This window comes from Novosphingobium sp. (assembly GCF_027489515.1).
Lineage (GTDB): Bacteria > Pseudomonadota > Alphaproteobacteria > Sphingomonadales > Sphingomonadaceae > Novosphingobium.
The window spans coordinates 1-26,151 of sequence record NZ_JAIXZS010000078.1 but is presented as its reverse complement, the minus strand read 5'-3'; the positions used below and the strand labels follow the sequence as shown (position 1 = coordinate 26,151).

Sequence of the window (26,151 nt, the reverse complement as noted above, 5' to 3'; positions counted from 1 at the left end):
ACAAAGTCGCGGCAAGCTGCTTCGTGCTTTTGCCGCCTAGTTCACATAAGATTCTGCCGGCGCAGCTCCGGTCTGGAAGGTATGGAAGTAGACGAGTTGGTCGTTGAGGGATCGCAAGAGCGCTCAATGAGCACCCCATCCATTGAGCGAACGTAGCGGTCAACGCCTCCGTTCGAAGATAAAGCTGCGCCATCGATAAGGCTCCCGCCCTAAGGCATCCCCAGCTTCGGCACGGTCGAGGCAGATCAAGCCAGCCGTGTCGGCGGCCGCAAGAATTTCGTCATCCGAATGTGCGAAGAAAATATTGGGGGGCTCACCCGACATTGGCTGGCGTATATTGATCGCGATGGATCCACTCGGTGCCAGTAACTTTTCCATGGTCACGAAGCTCTTAGTCAAGTCAGTCGGCGGGACCAACATCAGCACAGCCGAACATAGTATAAGATCGAAGAAGCCAAAATCGGCGATCCGCACCAAGTCAGGCAGCCGGTCGTCGATCCAGCGAATGCTAGAGGTACTCGCTTCTCCGATCAAACGAAGGCCGATTGATGGCTCTACCGCAGTGACGGTGAGTCCATGGGTTGCTAACGCGCGCGCGTCCCGGCCGCTGCCCGCGCCAATATCGAGCGCCGCACCACTAACTGGCAAGTAGTGGCCCAGCAATGGATGGACCGCCTCAAAACTCACGCTGTCATAGCGGGCGGCAAAACCTGCTGCGTCGCGATTATAGTAATCAACGGCTTCGCTCCGTTCGGTTACAGTCATCATTTTTCGACCTCGGAGGTGGGTGCCTTGGTGAAGTATGCGGCCGGATTGCACGCGGCGATGCCAGAGCCGATCGCCGTGAAGAGCAGCATCGCGGAAAAAATCTTCACGATGGTGTAATCGCCCTTCGTCCGACGCTTCCCATCATAGTCCCGAATATCCTCGAGAACCTGCTGCATAACCCATCGCAAACGCACCAACGCCCCTATCATCAGCAAGTTCGCGAGGCACGCGAAGACCAGCAGCATAGATCGCGCTGATGTGCTGAGTGCAAAGCTAGCGACCGCAAACCACAATCCGCCGGTCAGCGACATGATGATAAGCGGTGATTGCCACAGAAATCCATTGAGGGAACGAAAGTCCTGGCAGCGCTGCTCATAAATCACTTTCTGATCGCGCGTCTCAGCGGCTACATCGTCACTCATGAATCACACACTCCTCTCCCAACCATTTAGCATAGCACGTCGCGCCGCGCGCAAGTTTGCGTGAGCATGGCGGTGCCAATTTATCTCGATGGCTTTGCCACCTTGCCGCTCTGCCCGGAAGCTCGCAGTGCAATCCTTTCGGTCTGGGACCATCCTGGCAATGCCGGTTCTCCCAATGCGGCCGGTGAACGGGCCGCGGGTATCATCGCCGACGGCCGTGCGGACGTGGCAGCCCTTATCGGCGCGGCGTCTGGGGAGATCATTTTCACCTCTGGCGCGACCGAAGCCAACAATCTTGCGCTGTTGGGTGTAGCACAAAGTGCTGTGAGAAGTGGATTTGACCGGAAACGGATTGTCGTTTCAGCGGTGGAACATAAGGCGGTGCTAGAGCCGGCGCGGATACTCCAGAAACAAGGATTTTCGGTCAGCATCGCTCCAGTCGACAGAGAAGGCCGCCTGGATCTCGCAGCTTTCCAAGCCTTGCTTGGTAATGACGTGCTGATCGCATCGGTGATGCTGGTCAACAATGAGACCGGGGTCATCCAACCGGTCGCCGAAGCTGCTGCATTGGTCCATGCAGTGGGCGGTCTGATGCACAGTGACGCCGCGCAGGCGGCGGGGAAGATAGCAATCGACGTGCTTGACCTCGATATCGATTATCTAAGCCTGTCGGCGCACAAATGCTATGGTCCGATGGGCGTCGGTGCGCTCTATGTCGGGGCCCATGCACCTAAGCCCATGCCATTGGTCCATGGCGGTGGTCAGCAATATGCAGTTCGTCCCGGTACTGAGCCGGTGGCATTGATCGCGGGCTTCGGGGCTGCCGCTAAGGTTGCGCGTTCACGCCTTGAGGGCGATGATTGCCATGGGCGGCTGCTCATATCCAAGCTGCTTGAGAGGCTCGCATCGCGGCAATTCCGCTTCAGCCGGATCACCGGAGATGCCGCAGTAGTTCCGGGTAGCGCTGCACTCCAGCTTGCCGACATCGATGCCGATCAATTGTGTGCCAAGGTTGCCCGTGATGTTTCACTTTCTACCGGATCGGCGTGTACATCCGGTCAAATCAAACAGTCGCATGTCCTTGAAGCTATTGGACTTTCCGAAGATGATGCGCGCCACGTCATCCGCATTTTCTGCCATCGCTATCAAAATGTAGATGAGGTAGAGGCCGCTGCTGACCGAATTGTAGCCGCTGCTGACCAATCTCGGCTTGCTGCTGGAGAGGTTCGCCAGTAGCATTGGCATATGAGGCGGGGAACAGTTACACTTGATTCGAAAGGGCAGTTTGCGGGCCATGAGACTTTCCCGCTGCGCCTTCTTTGGCTGAAAAAGGCGTTCGACGCAGTAGGCGATCAGGCCAATGCGAGAACATTCCAAGAACAAGAGGCCATCGCACGCTTCGGTGTCGGCCGCAATATGGCGGCCTCAATGCGATACTGGGCACTGGCAACTGGCTTCTTCGACGAGGTGGAGCGGGTTATCACCCCCACCCCGCTCGGCCGCGCTATCCTCGCCGATGATGGGCTCGACCCATATCTCGAACAGGCTGCGACGATTTGGCTGGCGCATTGGCGCGTGGCGTCAACGCCCGAGATGACAACGACGGCTTATTATGCCTTCAATCACCTCAGTGCGATTGAATTCGATCCCGCAATGCTCGTCGAAGAATTGTTCGCGCTTGTCGAGGATAATGGTTGGCGCGCAACGCGCGGAACCCTTAAACGTGACATCGAAGTTTTCCTGCGTAGCTATGTCCGGCGCGGCGACAGCCTCAATGAAGATGCGGCCGAACCACTGCTGGCCGAACTCGCGATCATTCGCGAAGCGCGTCTCGGCGGTTGGTATGAGTTTGTGCGTGGCCCCAAACCTAGCCTGCACGATGCAATCTTCGCCTATGCGCTTGGCGATTATTGGGAGCGCTCAGGGGGATCGACCACGCTGACCGCAGAACAGATTTGTTATGCGGCGGGCTCGCCGGGTCGTGTGTTCAAGCTCGACGAAGACAGCGTGGTTACGCGCCTGATGCACCTCGATGACCTAACCGACGGGGCATGGAAATGGGTAGACACGGCAGGCCTGCGCCAAATCCAGCGGGCGGGCTCGTTTGATGCGATGACCACGCTTAGCCTCGCTTATCCCCGTTCAAGCCTGCGGGTGGCTGCATGACCAAGCTCGCTTCGACGGTAACAATCGACCGCCGGTTCGCGCGTTCGGCACGTCTCGATGCTGACCTCAATGGCACGCCTCCGCTGGTTGGCTATATCCTGCAAGCAAGCATAGCCAAGGCTCTGACAACACTTGCTGAAAGCCAATGCGACAGCCACCAAGGCGCTTACACTTGGACCGGACCATATGGCGGCGGCAAGTCCAGCGCCGCACTGCTCGTCGCAAATCTCGTCGCTGGGACCAAAGGCAATCGCAAGATAGCGCGCGATATTGCGGGCGAAACCCTTACACGCCTCTATGTTGAAGCATTTCCCGAACCCAAAGGCCGCTGGAAGGTGGTCGCGGTTACCGGCAGCCGGACCCGCTTGCGCGACGCCATTGTCGAAGCTGCGACACTCGCTCTCGACTGGAGTTCGGCGCAAGCCGCTGACTATGGCGCAAGCGACGACGCCCTGATTGCAGCTCTGATTTCCGGTGGCGAAGCTGAGTCGAGCGGTACGCTGCTGATCCTTGACGAACTCGGCAAGCTGCTCGAACATGAAGCGCTTGAAGGCGGCGATGTGCATTTGCTGCAAGATCTCGCCGAGCGCGCGACACGCAGTAAAGGCCGGCTCGTCGTCATCGGCATTCTGCACCAGTCATTTGAGCAATATGCCGCGCGCGCGGCACGCGATGCCCGTCAGGAATGGGCCAAAGTTCAAGGCCGTTTCCAAGACATCGCCTTCCTCTCCGGGGCCGATGAGACAGTGGCGCTTTTGGGTCGGGCAATTACGGCCGAACCTCCAGCCAATGCTTTCGAGCGCGCTAAGCTAGTAGCCGAGGCAGTCGCTAAGCGCAGGCCGACGGAAGTCGGAGTGCTCACCAAGGCGCTAACCGATACGTGGCCGCTCAATCCTGTCAGCGCCTTGTTGCTCGGACCGATCTCTCGTGCGCGCTTTGCGCAGAATGAACGAAGCGTATTCGGGTTTTTGAGCTCGGCCGAACCGTCAGGCTTCCAGGAGTTTCTTCAGCATGCCGAGGAGGTCAGTGGTACCTACGATCCTGCAATGCTTTGGGATTACATGGCTGCCAATTTCGGCATGTCGCTTGCTGCCGGAAATGACGGCAGTCGCTTCAGCCTTGCCTATGAGGCGATCGAGCGAGCCAGCGCAAAAGGCCAAGGCCTTCATGTTGCGCTGACCAAGTCGGCGGCTATCATCGAATTCTTTCGTAACGGCTCTGGCCTTGCACTCGCAGATGATTTTCTCGAAGCAGCTGTGCCCGGCGCAACGCCTAAGGCGATCAAAACGGCAATCAACGATCTGCTCGATTGGGCGATCCTAATCCGGCAGCCCCGGCTTGGCGGCTACGCACTGTTTGCAGGCAGCGATTTTGATCTCGATGAAGCGATAGGCCGCGCAGTGGCGCCGGTCGATTCACTCCAGCTGGAGGGTATTCCGCAGCGGGTGGGTTTCGGCTTTGCCGCCGCCAAGCGGCATTATTTCATGACGGGCGCCCTGCGGACATTCGAGATCGCGCTGCAAGTCGTGACGTCCGACGACAACGTCGACGGCCTCGTCGAACGCATCCTGGCACGCCCGCAACGAGGAAGCGGTCTAATGCTGTTGTTGCTGAGCGATGGCACGTTGCCGCGCCAGGCGACCGACGCGCTCACCAAGGCGACTGCGAAGGCGCTTAATGGCAGTGGACGCGTCATTGCGCTCGGCAGTGCCAGCGAGAGCTTCGCGCTACGCAACGCAGCGGCCGAGCTTATGGCAGTCGAACGTGTCTTTCGCGAACATCCGCAACTCGAAGGCGATCGCATCGCCCGTCGCGAGATCGCCGCGCGGCAGTCGCGTTGTATCGACGAATTGCATCGCAAGCTCGAAGCGGCACTGGAAGGCGCCAAATGGCATCTCTCGCCGTCCCCGGGTAAGTCGCATTCCGAACCGCTTGCAGTCATTGCCAGCATGCTGGCGGATGCTGGCTTTGCCAAAGCGCCAATCCTCAAGAGCGAATTGCTCCAGCGCGACAAACCTTCGTCCAGTGCCATGGCGGCGCTGCGGGACTTGGCTCATGCGATGGTCAGCGGACTTGAGCTCAAGCAGCTTGGCATGAAGCAATATCCTGCCGAGCTGGGCCTCTATCTAACTGTACTCAAGCCATTCGGGCTGCACCGGGAAATCGAGCCAGGCCGCTTCAATTTTTCCGGCCCGGATGGCAGCCGAGAAGGCCAGTCGCTGCAGCCGGCCTGGGACGTGCTGGACCAAGCTGGCGACGAACCGCTCGACAAGATTTACGCACGTTGGTCCGCGCCTCCATTTGGCATAAAGAGCGGTGTCATGCCTGCACTTGCGTTGGCATATATGCTCGCCAACCGGGATACGGCGGCAGTCTATATCGACGGAGTCTATCAGACGGCGATCGACGATGTTGTTGTTGACCGGCTGCTGCAAAAGCCCGGCAGTTTCCGTTTGCGACGCATTGATCGCTCGATACGCGAGATGGCGTTTCTTAGCGAGCTCGCCAAACTGTTGAACGTCACAGAGAGCAGCGCATCGCTGCCAATCGCTGCTGCCATTTTCCAGCGTTTCGAGGCGTTACCGAATTATGCCAAACGCACCTCGCGGATTGATGCCGACGCCAAAAGCATTCGCGGCGTTGTGATGAAAGCCGACGACCCTGAGCGATTGTTGTTCGATGATCTTCCCGCTGCACTCGGTGATCGGCTATCGCCGGACGCGATCTACAATGCCATCATTGCAGCCGAGGCAAGTTATCCCGCGCTGCTCGATGAGCTCCGCGTGGCACTTGGGCGCGCACTTGGCATCGATCATCGGGATTTTGGCGGCATCGCCGAACGCGCGCAGCTGATCCGCGGCATGACCAACGACTATAATTTCGACGCCTTTGCCGATCGCGCGGCAGCAATCGAACAGGGCACCGGGGATATAGAGAGCTTGGTCAGTGTGCTGCTGCACCGCCCTGCGCGAAACTGGTCGGACCGTGACCGCGAAGAGGCGCTGACCGAAATTGCACGCTATGGCCGACGCTTTCGCGAACTCGAGGCGCTAGCGGTCGTTCGTGACCGGCGCACCCATAGCGAAGCGTTGGCGTTGGTGGTCGGCCTCGATCCGCTTGCTCCTCCGCTGATGCGCAGCTTCATTCTCACCGATCAGGAAAAGACAGCGGCTGCGGGCATGGCGGACAAGCTGGTTGCAGCGCTCCGTGCGGACAAAAGAGGCAGTCGCTTGCAGCTGGCGGCACTGGCACGCGCTGTGGCTACACTTGCCGCCGAAACTGAGGATGAGGCGGAAGCGGCATGACGAACGAACGCCATATTCTCGGGATTTCGGGCGGTCGCGACAGCGCTTCGCTCGCTGTCTACATGCGACAACACCATCCGCACCTGCCGCTTGAATATTTCTTCACCGACACCGGCAAGGAGCTACCGGAGGTCTATAGTTTTCTGGACAAGCTGGAGGGCTTTCTAGGAAAGCCGATACAGCGGCTAAATCCCGACCGCGATTTCGATTTCTGGCTCGACGAATATGGCAATTTCCTGCCTTCGCCACGCACACGCTGGTGCACCAGGCAGCTCAAATTGCGCCCCCTCGAACATTGGCTAAAGAAGGATCTAGAAGCAGGCACCACGATCCATAGCTATGTCGCAATCCGAGCCGACGAGCCGAGCCGGGAAGGCTATCAGGCGACCCATCCCAATATGCGAGTGCATTTTCCTCTGCGTGATGCAGGAATAGACCGCGCAGGTGTACTAGAGATCCTTGAGCAGTCGGATGTCGGCGAGCCAGAGTACTATAAGTGGCGTTCGCGTTCAGGCTGCACGTTCTGCTTCTATCAACAAAAAATTGAATGGGTGCGGCTCGCCGAGAATCACCCAGACCGGTTCGCCGAGGCGATCGAATATGAGAAGACTGCGCTCAAGGATGGCTCGCCGTTTACCTGGAGCCAAGGTGAAAGCTTGACCGAACTGATTGCACCCGACCGGGTCGAGCAGATCAAAGCGGACTATGAGAAGCGCCGAGAGCGCCTCCGCCGAAGTCGCCGGGTGAACCCCCTATCGGCGAACACCACCGAGACGATCGACGATGTCTATGGCATTGACGAAGGGGCAAGCAGCTGCGTGATTTGTCACAAGTAATCACGCGTCAATTGCAGCTTCGATTGCAGCAGCAAAGGCAACGCCATCGGCCGGCCTTCGAGACTTTTGGTGTTGAAGAGCGCGCTGGATTGGCTCGAACAGCCGGGCGGGTCCGCTCCAGTCCTCGACCGTCAGGAGGCCACATGGGTGACGACCCGTGGCAACGTACCAAAACACAGAGGCCAACTGGAAAACGTCTGACGCCTGACAGATAGCATCACCCTGCCCCAGTCGTCGATTATGAGCCTCGGGTGACAGCCAGTATTTAGGTCCAATCGCTTGGTCGATCGGTGTAATATCAAGTTCGGGTTTGTCGGAGAAGCGGCAGAGGCCATAGTCACTCAAAAGCCATCGATCGCCGGATATGAGAATATTCTCGGGCTTAATATCGCGGTGGATAGCTTTCGCATGTAGGTTGGCCAGGCCCCGCGCGAGTCCACGAAACTGGCCGACATATATCTCTGGGGGAATGCGGGACTTCGAGGCGATGTCCGACAAACTGCTGTCTGCAAGCTCCATGATCAGGAACGGGCAACGTAAGCCACGTGTTCCGCCCGAATGACGGGTCCTGCCGGTCCCGCGATATCGCACGATGTGCTCATGCTGCAGCTCCTTGAGGAGCCTAACCTCGCGATAAAACCGCTTAAGAATCCGGCCACGCGGCTGCATGAGAAACTTGATCGCATATTCAGTACCGGAACTGCGCTCGACGCATCGAAACACCGACCCGTTGCCGCCGCGTGCGATCCAGTCTCCGAGCGAATACGAACGGCCATCTTCTGCGACCAGAGTATCGTCAATCTCGAAATAGCGGCCTCTCTCGAGCTCGTCAGGATCAAAATAGATCAGGCTGGTCATCGTCGGCCACGGAAGGTCGTTGGATGATCCGCCAGTCAGCAAGCTCGGCAGCGCAGCTACTATGGATCCAGCGGGCGTTGTCGGTCTGAAAAACTACTTCGCTTGGGCCCCACGCAAGGAGAGCACCATCGTGTACGTCGACGAGCCCATCGCCGGCGGGACATTCGTGCTCTTTTGGCGGGCACATGCTCCCACCGTCAGCCTTCGCGTAGTCGTCCATTAAGCGATAGAATATCGTCCGGTCGTCACCAGTGGGCGGAACAGCACGATACGTCCCGGCTAAAATAGCTTTCAGAAAATCTGCACGCCAACGGCGGCTTGACGCTGAGTTAGCCTGAGAGACGCATTTGATCGCATACTCGCTAAGAATATCGACTTCTCCCTCAGGCCGGATCCCGTAATCTAGCGCGCGAATGTCCTGAACTAACGCTGCGATTGGTCTTTCGTCGAGCCGATGTCCTTCCCGACGAAGCTCGTCGATAGCGACGAAGAGGCTGTAGAAATCTGCCTTTTGCCGAAAACGTGTCCCCTTGATCCCACCGTGCCATTCAGCAAAAATCGTCGCAAGATCCGCGAGTACATCTTTAAAGCGCGCCACGATGGCTTTGCGATTCTCCAAAGGCCAAGTCGTGTGTCCGATGTAGAACTCATCGAGCCGATTCTTCTTGTCTTGAACACCGTCGATGAGCGCTGCGAGAATTTCGGAGATATATTCAGCATCGGCGTAGCGCCTGCGATCTGTCGCCGTGAATACGCCTGCATCCTCGAAGAACTCCAAAACCGACAATTCTTCAGCGACGTCTAGAAAATCTCCTGGAAAATCAGCTCGGCGAAGCTCCTGTCGCGTGAGAGGAACTGTGTATTTGTTTACGCGCATGTACACGTCGCGGACCTCGCGATCGCTGGGATTGTCCGCCTCGTTGAAATCAATGCGGTAGCGGAGAAAATTATCAGTCTCGGTCTCATTGAAATCCGAGAAGCGCTTTCCGAGGTAAGGGCCAGAATACGGCGGCTCGAGAATGAATTGGTCGCGCAGGAAAGCGAGAATTGCTGAAATTCGCTGCTGACCGTCGATCACGACCCGATGAACGCTTCCACCCTTAATCGTCTTAGCCAGGAAAATCTTTGGCAGCGGAATGTCGCTTAAGATCGAATCGATCAACATGATCTTCGCGCTCTGCGCCCACACTTCTCGACGCTGAAAATCGGGCTGGAGTTCAAGCCGTCCGGCGTCACTCCAGTCACGCACATCAGCAATTGGGTGAGGACTAATGTTCCAGTGAACCATTTCTCAAATGCACCTACGTTTTGATGGCCCCCTTTCGAAGAGGCTAATTGCTACTGTTGTCGCTCGCGATAATCGCGTCCACCGCTGCGTCGATGTCATCGTCCGACAGGAAAGGTGCCTGCGCATACATGATCGTGGGCTCCCCACTAAGCCGCGCCGCAAGATGCCCGAGGCCCAGCAGCTGTTCTGCACCCTTCACGCCAAGCGCGATCTCGGATGTGCCGACGCTGGCAACCTTCAGGATCAACCGGTTGCCGAGATTGTCGCGCAACTGCATCGGCATAACATTGGCGTCGGGCCGCTGTGCAGCAAAGATGAGGTGCATGCCGGCGGCGCGCGCTTTGACACCTAGTCGTGAGACATTGGAGGTCACCGCAGACTTATAGTCCTCGGTCAGCATCCACTCTGCAAACTCGTCATGAACCAGGAACACGTAAGGCAGCCGTTCGGACGGCCCGGCCTTGGTGTTGAACGACCGGATGTCGCGCGCGCCATGCGCGCGAAACAGCTCGTAACGCCGCTCCATCTCGGCAACGAGGCCTTCCATCACCTCGACAGCTCGGGTCTGGTCGACAATGACCCCGCCCTGGAGGTGCGGCAAGCGTTCGACCGCCGCATAATCGACGCCCATTTTAGGGTCGATCAGATAGATATGGGCGAGCTGACTTGAGTTGGTCGCGGCGATGTCGAGCAACAGCGCCTGGATCAACACCGACTTACCCGAGCCCGTCGCGCCAGCGACGAGCGTGTGGGGCTCATGCTGCTGTCCACCGGCAAAGGGGCCGCCGAGGTTGAGATACAGGATCTCGCCATCCAGCTCCTTGAGCCCCAAGACGAAAGACGTGTTCACCCCCGCCGCATTTCGATTGATCTCGCGCCGCCCCCAAACATCCCAGAGGGATACCAGCTGGCGTTGTGGGCGGGCGACGCCAACAACGATCTCACCGGGCAGTGGCGAGACCGAGATCAGCCTCAGCCCATGGGTCGTCAGCAAAGCTGACTGGCGCGCTTCGATATCTTCGACACGAAGCCGGTCTGACCCCATGAAGCGTATCAAGGCTGCGTTGGGCGTCAGACGTGTTGCCGTGATTTTGGCCTGCAGGTTGTAACCAAGAAGTGCCGAGCGCAGCTTCTGCGCGGTTGCCTCAAGCCAGGTTTGCGCCTCGGCCGACTCTTCATGCGCCGCCTCGGCACGTGAATGGATCAGCGCTTCGACCCCTGTGCCGGCGACAGGTATCGCTGGCTGAGACGGCTCGCGCGTGGCAATCACTGGTATTGTCGGCGCCGGCGGGGTCGCGGCAGGTTCCGCAGCGGTTACGAAAACGGTGACCGCCGGACCGGTTACGAGTGGTTCACTCCCTGCACCGGCTGATTGCTGAGCACCCGGATCCGTCGGCGCTTCGCCCGAAGCCTCGGCATTCGCCGAGGTTCCATCAGCCGCGCCCCCGCCTACTGACTCCTTGGGTGCCTGCTCCTCGCTAACGATGCCGCCCTCGGGGTCGCCGTCATCATCGTCTTCGTCATAGTCATGGACGATCTGCTTGCTCGCTGGCCCGCTGGCCTCGCTCACCTCGATGGTCTTGGTCCACTCGACCCGCGGCGCGGGGTCCTGGAAGTCGAGTGTCTCCCAGCTATGGTTCTGCCCGAGCCCAGCGCGGATTGTGCCGAGCGGCGTGCCGGCTTCATAGGCTTTGAGCAACTGACGGAGGCCCTCGCGGGTGAAAGTCTCCTGCAGGCCTCCTTTGATGCCCGTTAGCAACTCCTGATCTCCGTGCGAGCTACCATCTCCAGCGGGGCCAGAGATGAAGATGTGCGAATAGCCGCGCAGATCGATCGGCACCGCACCACGCCGGATGCCATCGCGAACTCGTTCGAGTAAATTTGGTTGGCCAAGCGCTGCCGTCCCGTCGAGCAGCAGGTCGGCTATACGCGAGAGCCAAAGATCGCGGTCGAGACGACCAGGATCGCCGAACAAGGCGTCGTCGATCCGCGCCACCGTTTGCCGCAGCTGGCTGCGTGACTTTCGACAAGCTTCGGCTGCGCCCGATTGGTCGACATACTTGGCTTCGGTAACGATCGCGCGAAGCTGCGGTTTGCCTGCGGAATCGGTGGAGAGGCTCAAGCCAAGAATATCGGCAATGCCCTCCTCTTTTTGGCCAAGCCATTCAGCATAGTCGTCGAGCAAGAACCAGGCGACTGCCGCTGCGCCACCCATTTCTTCGGCGATCAGGGCGCGGCTCAATACGAGACCGATCAGCTCGCCGGCTGATACCCCGCGTTTGGCAGCGCGCAGGACAATGTCGCCGGAAATGGCGTTTGCATCGTCAATCATGCGCTTCGCAAGCACTGCCAGCTTGGCATCATCGAGTCCGAGCGAAAGCTCTGTCAGACGGCGCAACACTAGGACATGCAAGATACGCAGTTCAGATGTCGAGGATACGACCATATTCCGGCCATGCGTCCGCTGACGTCGGTAACGGATAACGTTGATGCCTTGTGCGGCGAGCTGACGTTTATCGAGCAAATCGTCGTAGGTCGCGACCCACTCGGCGAGCCCATGCACTTCCTCGAACATCGCCTTGAGGCCGCCGTCTTGGAACGAGATCTGACGTGCGGGCAAATAATGCTCGTTGGCCGCATGGGACTGGCGCCGGACGATATTTGCTACCGCGTCGACATAGGCCCAGCCTGCATCGGGCTGGCGTGGACAAGTGAGATAGCTTGTGGCCTTGAGCTCGTCCTCCGAGGTGACGCGGCGGTAGGACCATCGCGCCGGAACATGCTCGAGCAAACTTGGATTATCGCTAATCGCCGGCACCGGAAACCATTGCTCGCGCGCCTGGCGTGACACTACATCGTGCAAGAAAGCGACATCGATCTCGCGAGTTCCACTGCTGCCTGTCGTTCCGTTGTCCAGCATAACGCCGATGCGCAGCTTTGACATGAAGTTGCGTGAGGTCTCACTCACCACCACCGCATCGGGATCGCCTTCTGAGCGCTCGAGGAGCTCAGTGTAAACGCGTGAGAGACGCGATCGATCGCGGTGACGCACTAGAACATTACAATGCATCTCGTCCTGATCCTGGACAGACCCTAGTGCATTAACAGTGGCGAGAGGCAGTCCTGCAGCATCACAGTTGAACAGCATGATGCTGAGGTTCGAGCGCTCGTGTGGCTGCAAATCGAGATACCGCTCCAGCAAGCTGCGGATCTGCCTCGCGGCTTCAGCTGGGTCGACATCGGTGGTGGCTTCGGATGGGTCGCGCACTGGACGCTCGACCAAGCTATAGTCGTTCACAGTGCTAGTTTCAGCCAACAAGATCGCTTCGCCAGCGTCATAGCCGACCGCGATCTCAGGAAAGAGCGGATGGGCGAGCTCGTCGCGCAGGTCGGCGAAAAACAAGCGGGGATCGCCGAAGTTCACATCAACATCGGAGAGGAGATAATCTGCAAGACCTGCAACCGACCGCATCTTCGACGCACTCGCAGCAAGCCGGAGCGGGTGCCACGGCGCAACAATCGCCGACGGTCCCCCACCTAGTACGCGGACGGTGCCGATGCTGAGAAGCGGTTCCCACAAGTCACGACGATTGAGGTCGCCAACAGCATGCACGAGTAACGCGCCAAGCAATGCGCCATAAGCGTCAGCCTGTGCAATCAACGTGCCCGAGGCATAGCCGGAACTTTGCAGTGCGGCGAGCGCCTCGCCATAGAGTTTTGCAAAATGCGTCCAAGCGGCCTCGATCGCCGTGAAGCCGGCGACATCAATTCGCCCGGCGTCCTTTGCCGCCTTCAGCGCTTTGGGGAAAAGCTTTGCGATATCATCGCCGGCGTTAGTGCGCGGGACCAAGGTGCCCGAATCCTGGCCGAAGGCAGGCTGCAAGGTGCCGACATCGGATAGCGAAACGGCCTGAAGCGCGCCTTTCCGACTGACCGGTAGACGCGCGACATGGCTGCGTACGAAGGGGCGCTTAAGCAATCGCCCGATGTCCTTCGGTAGTTCGAGCCCGATCACGCCTGGCTGGCCCGACCACACGAGCTGAACGGTCGCGCGTTCACTCCCGACAGACAAGGCGATGTCGAATTTAATCTGGATCGCGCCCCGCGCGGTAGACTCGTTTCGGCGATATTTCTTTTGACGCGCCTTGGCGCGGTCAAGCAACTCTTCATAGGCGAAGAGGTACGGTACATCCCACTCGACTGCGGGGCCCATCAAATCCTTGAGGCCGCGATAGCGTAGGCCGAAGGACAGCCCGACATCGGCGTTGAGATCGAGGAACTGGTTGCGTGTGCGCCGCGAAGACTTGATCACCAGCCTGCGCGATCCGCCAACAAGATTAACTTGTCCGAACAGGCGTTCGATAGCGCGAAGCAGACCTTCAAGGAAATCCGTACATTCAATCGGGCGGCCGAAGATGAACCGTTCCCATTTGACGCGCAGCGCCTTGTCTAGTCCGAGGTCGTCTCGATGGGCCTCAAAAAAGTCGCGGTCGTCGTCGCGAGTTTCCTTCAGAGAGCGAGTCTTGAGGGTCGTGAGATAGTCTTGATCGGCCGCGCTCAACCTGTCAGGCAGCGTGAAATCGAAGAAGTTTATCGTTTCCTGAGCGAATGAGGTCTTCTTGAGCTTGATGCCCGAGAAGAGTTGGAGAACGCTCTGCCCTTCCCATTCGAAGCTCGCCAGCGCTTCGGCCTCAGGTCCCCAACCGGGCGGAGTATCGATGAAGGCATGGATTGTTGGATGGACTTCGACCGGGATGTCCTCACGCACCTCGTCAAACTGGCTGCGAAGTTCCTCGCTCTCGATAATCTGCCGATTAGGACGCTGTTTGACTAGCAGCGGTTTGCGGTCGGAGACGAGCTTCTCAAACAGCTTTTTCCAGCGCCGGGGCTGCTCGCGATCCTTGTCGCCGAGCCCCATAAAATAGCCGCTGTCGCGCGGCAAACGCAGCGCCGGGAGTGCCCACCCTAAGGCTGCTGCAACTGGAACCGCCTCTGTATCAATTCGCTCTCGCGTCATAGCGACATAGGTGCCAATTTGATGCAGCGTCCAATCATCAGCGCTGTTCAAACCCTTTAGCGCTGCCTTCCATCCTTCGATCTGGCCTTCGCTCAAGCCCAAACCAGCTGCAGCGGCATCGACCCAAGGACCAGGCTCCTCGGTGAGCTGCTTGGCCCCAATCAATGTCACGTCACCAAGCGATGCGCCCTGATCGTCGTCGGTGTTCGCCAGAAGCATCGCGGGCTGGTTACAAGCCGAGTTGCGGACGCGCACGGTACGTTCGTCGGTGATGACCGTCTCGGGCAACCCAAATGGTCCAACAAGATCGCGTGGTAGGGCAATCATCAGCTTACTCGCGGTCGCCGGGTCGGCGAGCAACGCGCGTGTGATCGCAGCAACTTGTTCACCGGTCAGCCGGTCGAGCAAATAGCGCGCGAGTTCATCGTCAGGCGTTAAAGCCTCGAGGCGAAAGCGGATGGAGGTCGCGCCAGCGGCACCGATCAGGTCTGACGGGGTCACGCGGCTACGTCTCGCTGGAAGGGGTTCTCTACATAGGCGCAACTATCCGAGAGCCGTTTCAGGAGACCGAGGCTGGCGAGCCGCTCTTCCAATCGATGGGCGTTGTCTGAGAAGTCCTCTTGATCAGCAGTACCAGAATCAATGAATTGGCGCGCCTGCGCGTCGCCGATTACAAAGCCATAGCGCTCGTTAATGCGCACTAGAAAATCCTTAAATTCAAGGCGTTCGCTTACACAGGCGATGACCAAAGTCTTGAGCAACCGGTCGGTCGGGGCATACCGGACCCGGCGGCTCGAGCGGCGTGAAGATAATCCGATAGCGCGGGCCCAGGTCATATGGATCTTGCCAACATGTTGTTTGTGGCGAACGGTTGCGCGACCGACGAGTTCATCGACAAAGGCCTGCGGATCAGCAGAGAGTTGGTCGTCATCGCCATCGGGCCAACCAAATTCGCGCTTCAATATGTCGAGGGTATTGAGCGTAGGGTCATCCGACGCCAGCGCTTCGGTCCAGGCATCGGTCTCGATAACTCGCCGCACGAAGCGCTCGATGGCTTGCTGAGGGAGCATGTTGTTATGCTGATAGCTATCGGCCGAGAGATCACGCACCACCGATTTGCGCGGCGAAACGATCTCACACACTAGGCTAATTGGCGGTCGATCGAGCAATTCGCGGGCGCGGTCGAGCTGGTACAATATGAGGTTCAAGCCGGTCATTGTGACCAGATGCGGTATCGCGTCGTGCGCCGGGATCGGAAGGCTCAGGATCGCCAGCCAGTCAGCGGCTAGGCGATCGAAGATCGGATGGCTCGAGCAGGGGAGGTAAGCGCCAGCGCGTTCTTGTTTCGCCAACTGCGGCTCACCCTGCAGCGCATGCGCCATGCTGTCATAGGGTGCAGGGCTTTCGAGAAAGCGACTAACCAGCAATCCACGCAGAGCGTCGGCATACTGGCTCCGGCTGAGCATCAAATAAAGCAGTTCGCCGGATCGCGCAAAAAAGCGCCGATCGTTCGAGACGCTACCACTCGGCTTGACGTTCACATCCTCGTACAACGCGTGAGGGCCGAACGGAAAAACAAACTTCGAACTCCAGCGCTTGTTGCTCGTCCCTTCTATCGCCGAGCCTTGAAGAAAGCTCAGTACGGAGGCAAAATCGTCGAAGTTATCGAACCGGTCGCGCAGATAGGCGAAGTCCGGCCTCTCGATACCGCCAGCGCTTTCGGCCATTCTTTCGAGCCACATCGCCCAAGCTGCCTCGTCCGATCGAGCCTCGGCGCGAACAGTCATGATGTGCGGGTTATTGAAGACGAGATTGCGCAGTCGCAGTTGCAACTGCGGTTTGTATGAAAGGCTGTTGAAGCGCTCCTCTTTGAGCGCCCGGCCCTCGCGATGCTCGGCAAGCAAAACCGTCATAAATTCGAGGAAAATCAGCCAGGGTGCCTGCTCATCATGCAAGCGGTGACCCCAAATAGCTTCATCGATCCAGAATACCGGGCCGGAGCGGTCCTCGAACTCGGTCGGACGTGCCAATATTTCCATTGTCATACCCGTACAATCACCCGGCGCGGCTGGGCGCGTCCATTGGAATTGAGTTCAATAAAGCGCAGGACCAACTCGCCGTCAGGCGATTCCTCCTCCCCGTCGAGCTTACGGCGGTTTTCGGTCTCACGCAGAAGGCGCGCTTTGAAAGCCAGCAGATCCTCATGGCATTCGAGCGAAAAACTGCTCGGAAGTGCGCCTTCGGCAACACGACCTAAAAATTCGAAGCGTGTTGGAGACAAGGGCAGAAACACGGGGGCGATCTCGCTGCCTCTTACGAGTTTAACCAAAATGCCGAAGCCATCGGCTTGATCGGCAGCAATGCTGACTTCTTCTCCGCCCGAGCGCGGGACCGAAATAAGTTCGTCAAGAAGCGGGCTGCGCTTCGACTGCGAGTAGCTGCCCGAACTCGCCAGCACGAGCTCGTCTTGGTTTTGCACGAGCATACCGGTAAAAATGCGATTGAGACCGCGCACTACCATATTGAGCGCTTCCCGTGGCACAGCCTGCCGCGCCGCAATGTTCTGGGCAGCCACAAGATAGAGGCCAGCATAGCGGAAGACGGTTAAGTCCCAGAGATCATAGTCGGCCGCTTTGGTATCCGGCAAAGTGAAGAATAAACGCTGTCGCTGCGCTCGAAGCGCCCCCAGAAAGCCCGACCTGTCGCCATCATCGGCACCTCCTTCGAGGTAGTTGCGCTGAGCTTTCGCGTATGCTGGCGTAGCGCCGTAGACCGGATCGTTGAGCACCAGCGCGGCGTAGTCGGCAGCGTAGGCAGGGTCATCGGCCCCATAGACCAGGAGATTATCGACACGGTTGCTCGTCTCGGCACCAATGCCAAAGGCGTTAAGCTTGCGGAAAAGCTCAGTCTTCTCAGCCTTGCTTGGTTTCAGGTTCTCACCAAATACATTGCGGTAAATGCTAGCAAGATCGGACTTACCGGACGCCTGTATCGTCGGAACATCGGTGCAGCTCATCAAGCCATCGCGTGCGTCGGGATGTCCGAGGATGGCATTGGCGACCAGCGCAAGCAATTGCCGCACCGGGAAATGGCTACCATTGCGCTCGCTCAGTTCGATCAATTCCGTCAACCTGCGCTTGAATAGATCGTTCTGATCGTCACCGATTAGCCGACGGCGGTTCTCGAAGATCGGGCATGACCCGTCACCGTTGGCGTTGCAGCTATCGCAACCTGCCCAATCCTCATGCCCGGTCACCTCATTGATAATTGCCATTGCCATGTCGGCGGCCGGCGATCTGCTGAGATCGGTCAGTTCGAGTGCTATGCCCTCATCGGCGCTGACGTTGGTCACTAGCAGGTCTTCGACCACCTTGCCGACCCGCGTCACCTCGGGTGTGGGTGGTGCGGATTTGAGTTTCTCGAGCAACTGCCCGTGGTTGGCTGCGAACAGGTAGAAAGTCTGAGACGCCGGGTTCGCTACGTCGCGTGCAAACTCGACGATCAGTTCATCGCTTTCATCGTCGCGCAGCTCGCTCAAATCCTTGACGATTACGAGCGTTCGTTTCCCTATTGCCAGACGTTGAATCTTGTCGCCTTGGTTCCAGGCAGTAATATCTCCGCCGAGTTCGGTCCACACCTCCCGGCAATGATATGTTTTCCCATCGCCGGCGGTGCCTGTGATAATGTGTGATACGGGCGCATCGCCCTTGAACATCGTAACTAGTTCATCGCGTAGCGGTGCCGGCAAGGTGATCGGGCGGATCTTGTGGCGCCGCAAAGCCCGCTGAATCGACTCGTCATACATATTATCGTTGGTCGGAATTGGTCCGTAATTCCGAAGGAAACGTACCCATGCCGCAGTTTTTGGATTCGCCGACAAGCTCTTCCCCCAAAGTTCACGCAATGCCCCGCATCGCGTACGAATCTTTCAGTGACGTCCGTCATACATCGCAAGTGCTTCTATGGTGTAGCTAATATGGCCAAATAGGCATTAACAGTTGACGTGATGGGGCGGACGCCCACCGCACCGAGGTAGGTGTATAAGATGCGGCAGTCGGAAGCCACGTCTAGACGATCAGGCTCGACACCATTTTCATTGATGAAGGTTCGGAAGCCTCGACACGGATAACGATGCTGGTACGCTCGACCAGGTTCTGCGGGTGCTCCAGTATATCGTAGGCGAACGGCGCGCGGTCGGACTTATCTCGCACGTGCCCTTGGTCTAGCAGGCAGTTCCCAACGGTTTCACTGTCCATAAAGGGACGAACGGGAGCCAGATCACGGTCAGGACTGCCTAATTGGGCAATCGGTAATGGTTTTGCCTTGCAGTACAGCGAAGTAACGACATGCGAAGCCTTCGATAGTCTGCAAAATGGCTCGACAGTTTGCAGATTATCGGCCTAGATTTGAAACAGTTCTCAGCGGGAGCTTTGATGGGGCACTACGAGGATTTCAAGCGCTTGCTCGCCGCCATTGAAGCATATCGGGCGGATGCTAGCATTCCTGTCGATGCTGAACAGATCGACGCTGCTTGCGCACGAATTCTGACGCATGATCCCTTCGATGAAACCGCAATTGAATGGAAGCGGATTGCTGAATTGGTGAAGGAGCTCAACGGGGGCGAATGGCCAGCAAGCGGTTGATGATCCACCCTTCGCTGCTATCCTTCAGCAATGCCTCAAGGAATCGACCAGCTCTATCGGACTGCGATCGAGAAGCTCGCCAAGAGCGCTGATGCCGATATCGAGCATCTGCGCCGTGCGGTGATCCGGGGCGACGGTGTACCCCTTGAGCCCGATCCACGCCTTCTCGCCGAGGCTTCAGGGAAAGGCGCGGATTGGGGCGAATATGCGTTCGGCGAGCTTCGCGCATTTGGCTTCATTGTGGCCGATGTGGCGAGGTTTGTATGGTATCGGCCGACAAAGAACGAGATGTGGGAGCGGCAAGCAGTTCTGGCCGGGATTGAGGCGACGGCTATCGTCAGACTGGTCTCTATGGACCGTTCCCCTGCCGTCCCTGAGATCCTCAAGCGCCTAGAAGCATTCGAGCGGACTGCGGCGTCCGGCAAAGCGCTTGCCTCACTCCTCGCGCACCAGAAGCTGATGGTCAGCGTCGTCGCAGCAACAGGCGAAGTCCCCACGCTCGAGGAATATGCGAGGCGCGCTAGCGTTGCACAGGTCTATGCCCGGGCAGCGGCCCTTGAACTGACCGATATCAAGGGCATGACCACGTCAGCCCGAACCATGGTCCTGTTGCTTTGTGAGGGCGCTGCGCGCGATTGCGCTGCCGCTGCAACTGCCATGCGGATCCACCCGCGGCAGCCCGCCTTTGCGACCTGAGAGGTGAGCACTCCTACAATGGATGCGCGGCTGCGCCGGCATCGCTCAAGGGGCCAAGCAGCGGCCGTCCCGCCTTCGTGCTCCCCGTATACGTCGGCAGCCCGCTGACCTGGGGCTCGATGGCCTGCAGCGCGTGATATTGGGCACCCTTTGGAAATTCTTTGCGCTCCATCTGCTCGATCAACTTGTGGAGCGCCGGCGCGGTTGCGTCGAAGAAGAAGCGGCTCGCTTTCCGTACGCCATCAAGATCACCCGCACGCGCCGCGACCAGATAGCTGTCCGCAGCTTCAACCAGGAAACCCGTGCGCTCGGCATAGATGTCCGAGAGCCAGAGCAACCTGAAAAAGGCCTGCGGGATGAACTGCTCGACCAGCTCGGACAAGGTGCTCTGCGGTCCTCCCAGAACGATCGTGGCGAAAGACATGGCCCCCAGAAAGAACGCCTCATCCTCCACGGCATGGCTGCGGACGTCCTTCTCAAGGCTCTCGGCGACCGCCTGCAACCGCGCACCGCCTGCCAATGCCAGACGAAGAGCACCGATCTCGACAATCGCTCCCAGCGCAAGGTGCCATTCCTCGATCTGTTCTCTCGTGAAGGTCGAGACGACATAGGCACGGCCACGCTTGGTGAGATAGCCACCCACGCCCAGCGACACCAGCAAATGGCGCGCCATCGTCAACGACACGCCGGTATGCGCGACAATGTCGTCGGCGGTCATCGAAGTGCCGGGCGGCAAGTCGCCCAGCATGATCCGCTCACGCAGCTCGATATAAGTCGCGTCTATCTTCGACAGCATGACTTCCCCACGGCCCGCCAGCGATGGCGCTTGCCGCTCTCTACGGGTTTCAACTTAGCATAACGCCTGCGAAATGCAGCCTCCTATGGTGCTTCCCTCAACTCCAGCCAGTTGCCTATGCCACCTCCAATCGTTGTCATTGATACATGATAATGATATGTGTCGATTGGAGAAAAGCGATGGAAGACTTTGAAAACTGGAGAGCTGTCGATTTCTCGAAACGGGCAATCCCTGACGATTTGACTGGGAATGGTGATCCAGATTTTTTGAAATCACGTATTCCAGAAAACGATGCCCACTCTCATCTAAATGACCACCGCCAAAGCAGCGTTGGACCTTGGATCGTGATCTTGGTTTCCATCGGTTTCATCGCGCTCGGCTTGCTTAGCTGGTAGCCGGTCGATCCCATATTGGGCGCCGCTCCAACTTCCAATCTGCTCTATCGCTGATCGCGGTCATAGAACCGTTCATTGAAGCGATCCTCAGCACCGCCTGAAGCGGAACGCCCCCCGTCAAATTCCTGACGCCGCTCACCAAAGCGGGTGCCATTGGCTTCGTAGCGCTCCTTCAGGCTCCCCTGCCCTTCGCTTATCCGAGCACCAATCGAGCCATCGGTCGATCCCTCCCCAAGCTTCCGCGAGGATCCGCCAGATCGCTGCGGCGTCCGAGCCCTAAGGTCAGATTCAGTGAAGCTACCCGGCCCAGCGACGTTGCCGGTAAGTGTTCCCTTGTCCGGGATGATATCATTGAAAGGTGCCACCCGCTGATCGTAGTAATCCGAGATGATCTCGCGCGCGACAAGCTCATAGGCGGCCTGCTCTTGCGGACTGTAGTCGGTGCGAGCAAGGCTGGGGGCAGTGATCCCGAGTTCGGCTGCTTTTTCCTGATAGCGGCTTGCCACAATCTGGCTCATGTCGAAGGCGAGATTGGCGCCATATCCCTCCCGTGTTGAGGTGCTGTCGGTGAGTGACGTCGCCAGCTCATCAATTTGGGCAATCCGCTGATCGATGCGCCGGATCTCCTCAAGTGCGCGCTCGCGTGAGTAGGCGTTCTCAGAATAGCCCTCGCTCCGGCTGAAGCTTCCGCTCTGAGCATAACTGCCACTGTCTTGCGTGGCATTTGAACCATTCGAACGATTGTCCGATGTCGAGGAGTCGAAGCCCTGCGTTTCGTTCCGATCATTTCCTCGGGAGACAACGTCCGTACGTTGGCGGCTACCGCTGATGCCCGCCTGGACACCTCCATTTGCACCTACACTACCCTTGCCTCCAGGTCCGCCATCGCCACCTCGAGAGCCGGCAACGCTGCCGGACAGCCCGATGCTACCGCTGCGGCTTGTCTCGAGACGATCAATGTTGGTTTGCTGATCTCCCCTCGAGCGCGTGACACGATCGCTTTCGCTGACGGTGTCCCTGGCATCCAGCGACTGATTGTCGAACCGCTGCAGGTTCTCGCCCGAGCGATACCCTGACGAGCTCTCGCTTCCGCTGGAGTTGCGCACCCCGCTTGTTTGCCGCGTCGACGCGCGGTCAAGGAAGGCAACCGCACGCGACCGTTCCTCCGAAAGCGTATTCCGCGCCGTCTCGAGTTCAGAGAGGGTCTGCTGCCGCTCGGCATTGGCGAACTGGCTCAGCGATGCGCCGAACGCCAGGCGACTCATGCCCGGCGACGTGTCAAAGACACTGGCGCCATCCGTCATGGTTTTCGTCGTCGTCCCGTTCGCATTGACCGTGGAGACGACCGGTGCCCCGCCAGTAAAGGATGGCGCGGCATTCCATTGTTCGGACTGCCGGTTGAAGCTCGACAGGTTCATGAAGCTCTCATTCCCGTAGGAATAGTTGCCGGTCGTACGCTCGACTGCCGCAGCTTCGGCTGCCGCCTGCGCCGGTGCCAACATCGAGGTCGCTTGCGACGACACCGCCATCGCCCCTTTCGCCATCCCGGCAGCAAGGAAGGGAATCGACATCATCAGGAAGCCCGCGATCGTTGCGGTATCGGCGTTGACTGCATCGACCCCCGCCATGCCGGCCATAGTAATGCCGCCGGGCGCGGTCGCGTTCAGGGAGTCCGATGCGCGGTCCATGATGAACATGTGCAGGACGACATAGAGGGGGCCCCACGCCGCAAGATAGAAGAACCCCGTGAAGTAGCCCTTGAGCGCCATTGTCCCGGTCCGCGGCATGAGAAACAACGGAAAGATGACCGGAAACATGGCGTAGAAGACCACCGTCAGGACGATGTTGAGCAGCGGCACCCATGTCATCGCCTGCTGCGCGATCGAGGTATAGGTGTTGCGTGCCTGCTCCTCCGCCCGAAGCATTGCAAAGGTATCGCCATCGGCCGCTCCAAGGTTGGCACGCGCCTCAAGAAAGGCGTTCACCAGCGAGCGCTGCTGAAAGATCTGCTGGGCTGTCTGCGAGCTGCCATGGAACTGGTTTGCTATGACGGGCAGGTCAGAGACGAGCTTCGCCCTTGCCAGCGCCGGCGTCAGGCCCGGGAACAGCTTACGCCCCTCCTGTTGCAGACCCAGCTCGGTGTAAGCCGCGATGCCCGTCTGAAGCTCGTTATAGGCATTCTGGCATGTGACGATGGTTGGCGGCCCGCCCGCCGGCAGAAACTTCATGGCGCGCGCAGGAGACCCCGGCCCCATGTCCGCAAGAATGTTGTTCGAGTTGGCGATGGTGTCGAACGAGGTGTGCCCCAGAAGAATGTCATAGAACAGGCACTGCTTGAAATACTCGCCGAGGTTCGCGCTGATGCGCGGATCCCGGATGTGGAAGTCGCGGGTGCGGTCCCAAAGCCGGGCCCCGTAGATCATCCCGTTGGTCGACATCTGCAAGGCACCAGGCATCACGAAGACCGTCTCGGCCGTGCGAGTCAGCCAGTCACCGGCCTGGCTACTGACCGAGGCAATCATCGCCAGACCGATGGGCACGTTGGCAACGGTCGCCGGCGCAAGCGAAGGGTTGAGGCGATCGGTGATCCGGACCGAAGTCACAGGAACGACCAGCACGCCATAGATCAGCGTCGCGCCTAGGAACCAGTTGAACCAGGCACGCCAGTCGAGACTGAAGGCCACGATCAAGAGAGTGTAGATGAGCCCGATCACCATCACGACGCGCAGCAGGGCACGAAAGCCCCCTCCCCCGGTCCAGGCGCTGACCGCGTTGAAGACATTGACGAGATACTCGCCCCCGCCGATCGTGAAGATCTCCATCATCGCTCGTCCCTCCTGCCGCGGGTCGGACCTATTGCAGGCCCTGGTTGGAGAGGGACGTGCTGAACCGCAGCGCAGCCGACATCTGGGGCGAAAGGTTGTTGCGGAGCGTACCCTCAAGGAAGACCGCGCGCTGGACGACGTGCTGGGTCCGCTCAAGCCGGAGGTTCATGCCCTGCGAATAGGTATCGAGCACCTGACGGACCGAGACGATCTGCGCCCGCCACTGTGCTAGCGCTTCCTCATTGGCGTTCTGGAACGAGCCGACACCGCGCGAGGCGTAGCCATAGTATTGCTGCGCCAACGCATCGAGCAGGTCCATCGCGACGATCTCGGCAAGATCATTCATGTCGTTGGCGGTCATGCCGCCAAGCGTTGCGGCCGCGTTGACAGAGATGATCTTGTAGAGCGGGATGGTGGTGGCCCCGAGCAAACCGATCTCGTCAGGCGTGAGAGCAGCATTACTGCGCACTTTGCCGTTCATGCTCTCGATCATCGCCCGCACCCGCGGCTTGAGGGCCTGCGAGGCAGATACAGACATGCTCTGCGTAGTGGGGTTGAGGCACTTGTCGCTCGTGTCGCACTTCAGCATCGTGACCGAGCCCCCGCCATCGAGCAGCGCCGTCAGCAGTGCCCGGTCTCCCTGCCCGACGAACTGGTAGCCGCGTTTGCCGCTGGCATCGCCGTCCTGGTAGAAGATGACCGTGCCCACGAAGGTCATCAGGTATTCGCGGAAGTTCACCGAGAAACTGGGGTAGCTCTGCTTCAGCATCTCCCAGGTGAAATTGTAGCTGGCCGCCGGAATGGCGGGATCCTTGTTCGCCTTCAGGGTCGCCTCGCGCTGACCGCCCGTCCCGCATTCATGGCGCCCCTTGGCCCAATCCGAGAACAAGCCCTGGCTGTTCCCGATCGACTTGCAGATCTCCGAGGACATGCGATCGGACTTGCCCCACAGGCCGCCGACGAGGTTCTGCGCGGTCTCGCAGCTGTTCATGTTGAACTGGTTCATCTGCTGCGCCTTCTGGGCCATTTCCTCGATCGTGGCGGAGATCTGCGGACTGATCGACTTGATCGCGAGCTGGAACGCGAACCCCAGCGCATTGTTGGCTGTCGCCTTGAGCATCGCCACAATCTCGTCCGAGTTGATGAACGAGAAGGAGCCCGAGAAGACGTCGATGCCGCCGCAGCCGGCCTTGACCGAGGGCAACTGGAGATTGACCGGGTTGACGCTTCTTTGCGGGAAGCGGGTCCAGATGTTGCCGCCCGAATAGTAGCCCGCAGACTGACCCTGATAGGCGACCGGCCCGGTAGCGTTTGCAGCAGCGCCCATGTCATTGAAGAAGCTGTTGAGCTCAGAGCCGACATTCGCGTGAACGGGGCCGCCGGCCATGCTGGCAACGGCCAGCGCCGACATTGCAATGCCCGCACGCCTTAGGATCGGCGTTAGCAGTCGGGTCCCAAAGGCTTTCGTGGGCTTGTGTGCCATCAGTAGTCGCTCCCCGGTTCGATCTTGGTCAGATAGAAGATGCGCTGCATGACCTCGTCGGCCGCCATCACGCCGTAACCGATCGGAATGGGCTGCTTTGTCTGGGTGTCGAACAGAACGAGCGCGGGGACGGTGCCGCCCTGCAGGCCCATGCGCTGGTACTGGCCGCTGTCGACCACGAAGTTGGGAAACGCTTCATTGGGCCCGCCGTCCATTGAGACTGCCAGAACCTCGAGGCCGTAGCTGTCGGACAGGGCCCGCATAACCGGCGAGAATGTCCGGCAGGCAGAGCACGACGAGGAGTAGAAATAGAAAACGCCATAACGCTCGGTGAGCGCGGCCATCGAGCCCTCGCGCTGCTGGCGCCGATCGGTCAGCCAGGTCTGTTTGGCGAGGGTCGAGACCGGGCGCTCGAGGGTGTAATCGAGCTCGGGGTTCTGCCAGATTGCCCGGCTCCAGACGTCGGCAAAGGTTGAAGCACGATCGAGCTGCTCGCGCTGGAAGCGGATGTAGTTGACGATGTTCTCCGAGGTTGGCTCGAGGATCGCGCGCGCCTTGAGCTCGTCGAGCTGGCGGGTAATCGCCGCCATACGATCAACCGCAGGCGGGCTTTGGGCAGGCTGCTGCTGCGCGCGTTCGCGCGCCTTTCGTTT

19 protein-coding genes are annotated in these 26,151 nt (G+C 59.0%); 7 read left to right on the top strand and 12 right to left on the bottom strand.

Translation table 11 applies throughout. The features are described from left to right. Positions 1-159: 159 nt before the first annotated feature. Both Q0082_RS13905 and Q0082_RS13900 read right to left on the bottom strand, forming a co-directional pair. A complete protein-coding gene (locus tag Q0082_RS13905; protein WP_298193656.1) occupies positions 160-768 on the bottom strand; it encodes a class I SAM-dependent methyltransferase in 609 nt (202 codons plus the stop codon). Continuing rightward, complete coding sequence (locus Q0082_RS13900; RefSeq protein WP_298193654.1) at positions 765-1,190, bottom strand: hypothetical protein; 426 nt, start codon at positions 1,188-1,190, stop codon at positions 765-767. The genes Q0082_RS13905 and Q0082_RS13900 overlap by 4 nt, the downstream gene beginning before the upstream one ends. A 66-nt stretch (positions 1,191-1,256) precedes the next feature. On the opposite strand from Q0082_RS13900, the gene Q0082_RS13895 reads away from it, so the two are divergent. Genes Q0082_RS13895 through Q0082_RS13880 form a run of 4 tightly spaced genes read left to right on the top strand, consistent with a single transcriptional unit; the run spans position 1,257 to position 7,497 of the window. Beyond that, the gene (locus tag Q0082_RS13895; RefSeq protein ID WP_298193652.1) at positions 1,257-2,426 is read left to right on the top strand and encodes a cysteine desulfurase family protein; all 1,170 of its coding nucleotides are present in this window, start codon (positions 1,257-1,259) and stop codon (positions 2,424-2,426) included. 9 nt (positions 2,427-2,435) lie between these two features. Beyond that, complete coding sequence (locus Q0082_RS13890; RefSeq protein WP_298193651.1) at positions 2,436-3,356, top strand: DUF4007 family protein; 921 nt, start codon at positions 2,436-2,438, stop codon at positions 3,354-3,356. Next, on the top strand, positions 3,353-6,661 hold the full coding sequence (locus Q0082_RS13885) for a hypothetical protein (RefSeq protein WP_298193650.1): 3,309 nt from the start codon (positions 3,353-3,355) through the stop codon (positions 6,659-6,661). The genes Q0082_RS13890 and Q0082_RS13885 overlap by 4 nt, the downstream gene beginning before the upstream one ends. Then, positions 6,658-7,497, top strand: a complete 840-nt coding sequence (locus Q0082_RS13880; RefSeq protein WP_298193647.1) for a phosphoadenosine phosphosulfate reductase family protein — start codon at positions 6,658-6,660, stop codon at positions 7,495-7,497. Before Q0082_RS13885 ends, Q0082_RS13880 begins: the two co-directional genes overlap by 4 nt. Here the strand turns inward: Q0082_RS13880 and Q0082_RS13875 are convergent, their stop codons facing one another. The 6 genes from Q0082_RS13875 to Q0082_RS13850 form a co-directional block, all read right to left on the bottom strand. Further along, the gene (locus Q0082_RS13875) at positions 7,498-8,355 is read right to left on the bottom strand and encodes a protein kinase (RefSeq protein ID WP_298193646.1); all 858 of its coding nucleotides are present in this window, start codon (positions 8,353-8,355) and stop codon (positions 7,498-7,500) included. Further along, the gene (locus tag Q0082_RS13870; RefSeq protein WP_298193644.1) at positions 8,333-9,643 is read right to left on the bottom strand and encodes a DUF262 domain-containing protein; all 1,311 of its coding nucleotides are present in this window, start codon (positions 9,641-9,643) and stop codon (positions 8,333-8,335) included. Before Q0082_RS13870 ends, Q0082_RS13875 begins: the two co-directional genes overlap by 23 nt. A 43-nt stretch (positions 9,644-9,686) precedes the next feature. Further along, entirely contained in the window at positions 9,687-15,161 is a 5,475-nt protein-coding gene (locus tag Q0082_RS13865; RefSeq protein ID WP_298193641.1) for an FtsK/SpoIIIE domain-containing protein, read from the bottom strand. Then, positions 15,158-16,705, bottom strand: coding sequence for a hypothetical protein (locus Q0082_RS13860; protein WP_298193639.1), 1,548 nt, complete (start codon positions 16,703-16,705; stop codon positions 15,158-15,160). Before Q0082_RS13860 ends, Q0082_RS13865 begins: the two co-directional genes overlap by 4 nt. Then, complete coding sequence (locus tag Q0082_RS13855) at positions 16,702-18,465, bottom strand: hypothetical protein (protein WP_298193637.1); 1,764 nt, start codon at positions 18,463-18,465, stop codon at positions 16,702-16,704. The genes Q0082_RS13860 and Q0082_RS13855 overlap by 4 nt, the downstream gene beginning before the upstream one ends. Before the next feature lie 262 nt (positions 18,466-18,727). Next, positions 18,728-18,916 (bottom strand): hypothetical protein, encoded by a 189-nt coding sequence (locus tag Q0082_RS13850; RefSeq protein WP_298193635.1) that lies wholly within the window; start codon positions 18,914-18,916, stop codon positions 18,728-18,730. A gap of 129 nt (positions 18,917-19,045) precedes the next feature. On the opposite strand from Q0082_RS13850, the gene Q0082_RS13845 reads away from it, so the two are divergent. Continuing rightward, positions 19,046-19,303 carry a hypothetical protein gene (locus tag Q0082_RS13845; protein WP_298193632.1) on the top strand — a complete coding sequence of 86 codons (258 nt, stop codon included), beginning with the start codon at positions 19,046-19,048 and terminating at the stop codon, positions 19,301-19,303. 30 nt (positions 19,304-19,333) lie between these two features. Continuing rightward, positions 19,334-19,999, top strand: coding sequence for a hypothetical protein (locus tag Q0082_RS13840; protein ID WP_298193630.1), 666 nt, complete (start codon positions 19,334-19,336; stop codon positions 19,997-19,999). Positions 20,000-20,012: 13 nt separating this feature from the next. Here the strand turns inward: Q0082_RS13840 and Q0082_RS13835 are convergent, their stop codons facing one another. Continuing rightward, entirely contained in the window at positions 20,013-20,795 is a 783-nt protein-coding gene (locus Q0082_RS13835) for a hypothetical protein (protein WP_298193628.1), read from the bottom strand. A 179-nt stretch (positions 20,796-20,974) separates the two neighbouring features. Between Q0082_RS13835 and Q0082_RS13830 the strand changes: the two genes are divergently transcribed. Continuing rightward, on the top strand, positions 20,975-21,190 hold the full coding sequence (locus Q0082_RS13830; protein WP_156442067.1) for a hypothetical protein: 216 nt from the start codon (positions 20,975-20,977) through the stop codon (positions 21,188-21,190). 44 nt (positions 21,191-21,234) lie between these two features. On the opposite strand, the gene Q0082_RS13825 is transcribed toward Q0082_RS13830, so the two are convergent. The 3 genes from Q0082_RS13825 to Q0082_RS13815 form a co-directional block, all read right to left on the bottom strand. Beyond that, the gene (locus tag Q0082_RS13825; protein ID WP_298193626.1) at positions 21,235-24,015 is read right to left on the bottom strand and encodes a conjugal transfer protein TraG N-terminal domain-containing protein; all 2,781 of its coding nucleotides are present in this window, start codon (positions 24,013-24,015) and stop codon (positions 21,235-21,237) included. 28 nt (positions 24,016-24,043) lie between these two features. Then, the gene (locus Q0082_RS13820) at positions 24,044-25,426 is read right to left on the bottom strand and encodes a conjugal transfer protein TraH (protein ID WP_298193623.1); all 1,383 of its coding nucleotides are present in this window, start codon (positions 25,424-25,426) and stop codon (positions 24,044-24,046) included. A gap of 71 nt (positions 25,427-25,497) precedes the next feature. Continuing rightward, positions 25,498-26,151, bottom strand: a 654-nt coding sequence (locus Q0082_RS13815; protein ID WP_298193621.1) for a conjugal transfer protein TraF, incomplete at its 5' end; no start/stop codon positions are given.

Excerpts from the sequence above, each read along its gene's own strand:
- Q0082_RS13900 (WP_298193654.1), bottom strand. The coding sequence starts at position 1,190 with ATGAGTGACGATGTAGCCGCTGAGACGCGCGATCAGAAAGTGATTTAT.
- Q0082_RS13840 (WP_298193630.1), top strand. The coding sequence starts at position 19,334 with ATGCCTCAAGGAATCGACCAGCTCTATCGGACTGCGATCGAGAAGCTC.
- Q0082_RS13835 (WP_298193628.1), bottom strand. The coding sequence starts at position 20,795 with ATGCTGTCGAAGATAGACGCGACTTATATCGAGCTGCGTGAGCGGATC.
- Q0082_RS13885 (WP_298193650.1), top strand. The coding sequence starts at position 3,353 with ATGACCAAGCTCGCTTCGACGGTAACAATCGACCGCCGGTTCGCGCGT.
- Q0082_RS13895 (WP_298193652.1), top strand. The coding sequence starts at position 1,257 with ATGGCGGTGCCAATTTATCTCGATGGCTTTGCCACCTTGCCGCTCTGC.
- Q0082_RS13855 (WP_298193637.1), bottom strand. The coding sequence starts at position 18,465 with ATGTATGACGAGTCGATTCAGCGGGCTTTGCGGCGCCACAAGATCCGC.
- Q0082_RS13905 (WP_298193656.1), bottom strand. The coding sequence starts at position 768 with ATGATGACTGTAACCGAACGGAGCGAAGCCGTTGATTACTATAATCGC.
- Q0082_RS13890 (WP_298193651.1), top strand. The coding sequence starts at position 2,436 with ATGAGGCGGGGAACAGTTACACTTGATTCGAAAGGGCAGTTTGCGGGC.
- Q0082_RS13880 (WP_298193647.1), top strand. The coding sequence starts at position 6,658 with ATGACGAACGAACGCCATATTCTCGGGATTTCGGGCGGTCGCGACAGC.
- Q0082_RS13850 (WP_298193635.1), bottom strand. The coding sequence starts at position 18,916 with ATGGACAGTGAAACCGTTGGGAACTGCCTGCTAGACCAAGGGCACGTG.
- Q0082_RS13825 (WP_298193626.1), bottom strand. The coding sequence starts at position 24,015 with ATGATGGAGATCTTCACGATCGGCGGGGGCGAGTATCTCGTCAATGTC.
- Q0082_RS13875 (WP_298193646.1), bottom strand. The coding sequence starts at position 8,355 with ATGACCAGCCTGATCTATTTTGATCCTGACGAGCTCGAGAGAGGCCGC.
- Q0082_RS13830 (WP_156442067.1), top strand. The coding sequence starts at position 20,975 with ATGGAAGACTTTGAAAACTGGAGAGCTGTCGATTTCTCGAAACGGGCA.
- Q0082_RS13820 (WP_298193623.1), bottom strand. The coding sequence starts at position 25,426 with ATGTCGGCGCTGGCCGTTGCCAGCATGGCCGGCGGCCCCGTTCACGCG.
- Q0082_RS13860 (WP_298193639.1), bottom strand. The coding sequence starts at position 16,705 with ATGACAATGGAAATATTGGCACGTCCGACCGAGTTCGAGGACCGCTCC.
- Q0082_RS13870 (WP_298193644.1), bottom strand. The coding sequence starts at position 9,643 with ATGGTTCACTGGAACATTAGTCCTCACCCAATTGCTGATGTGCGTGAC.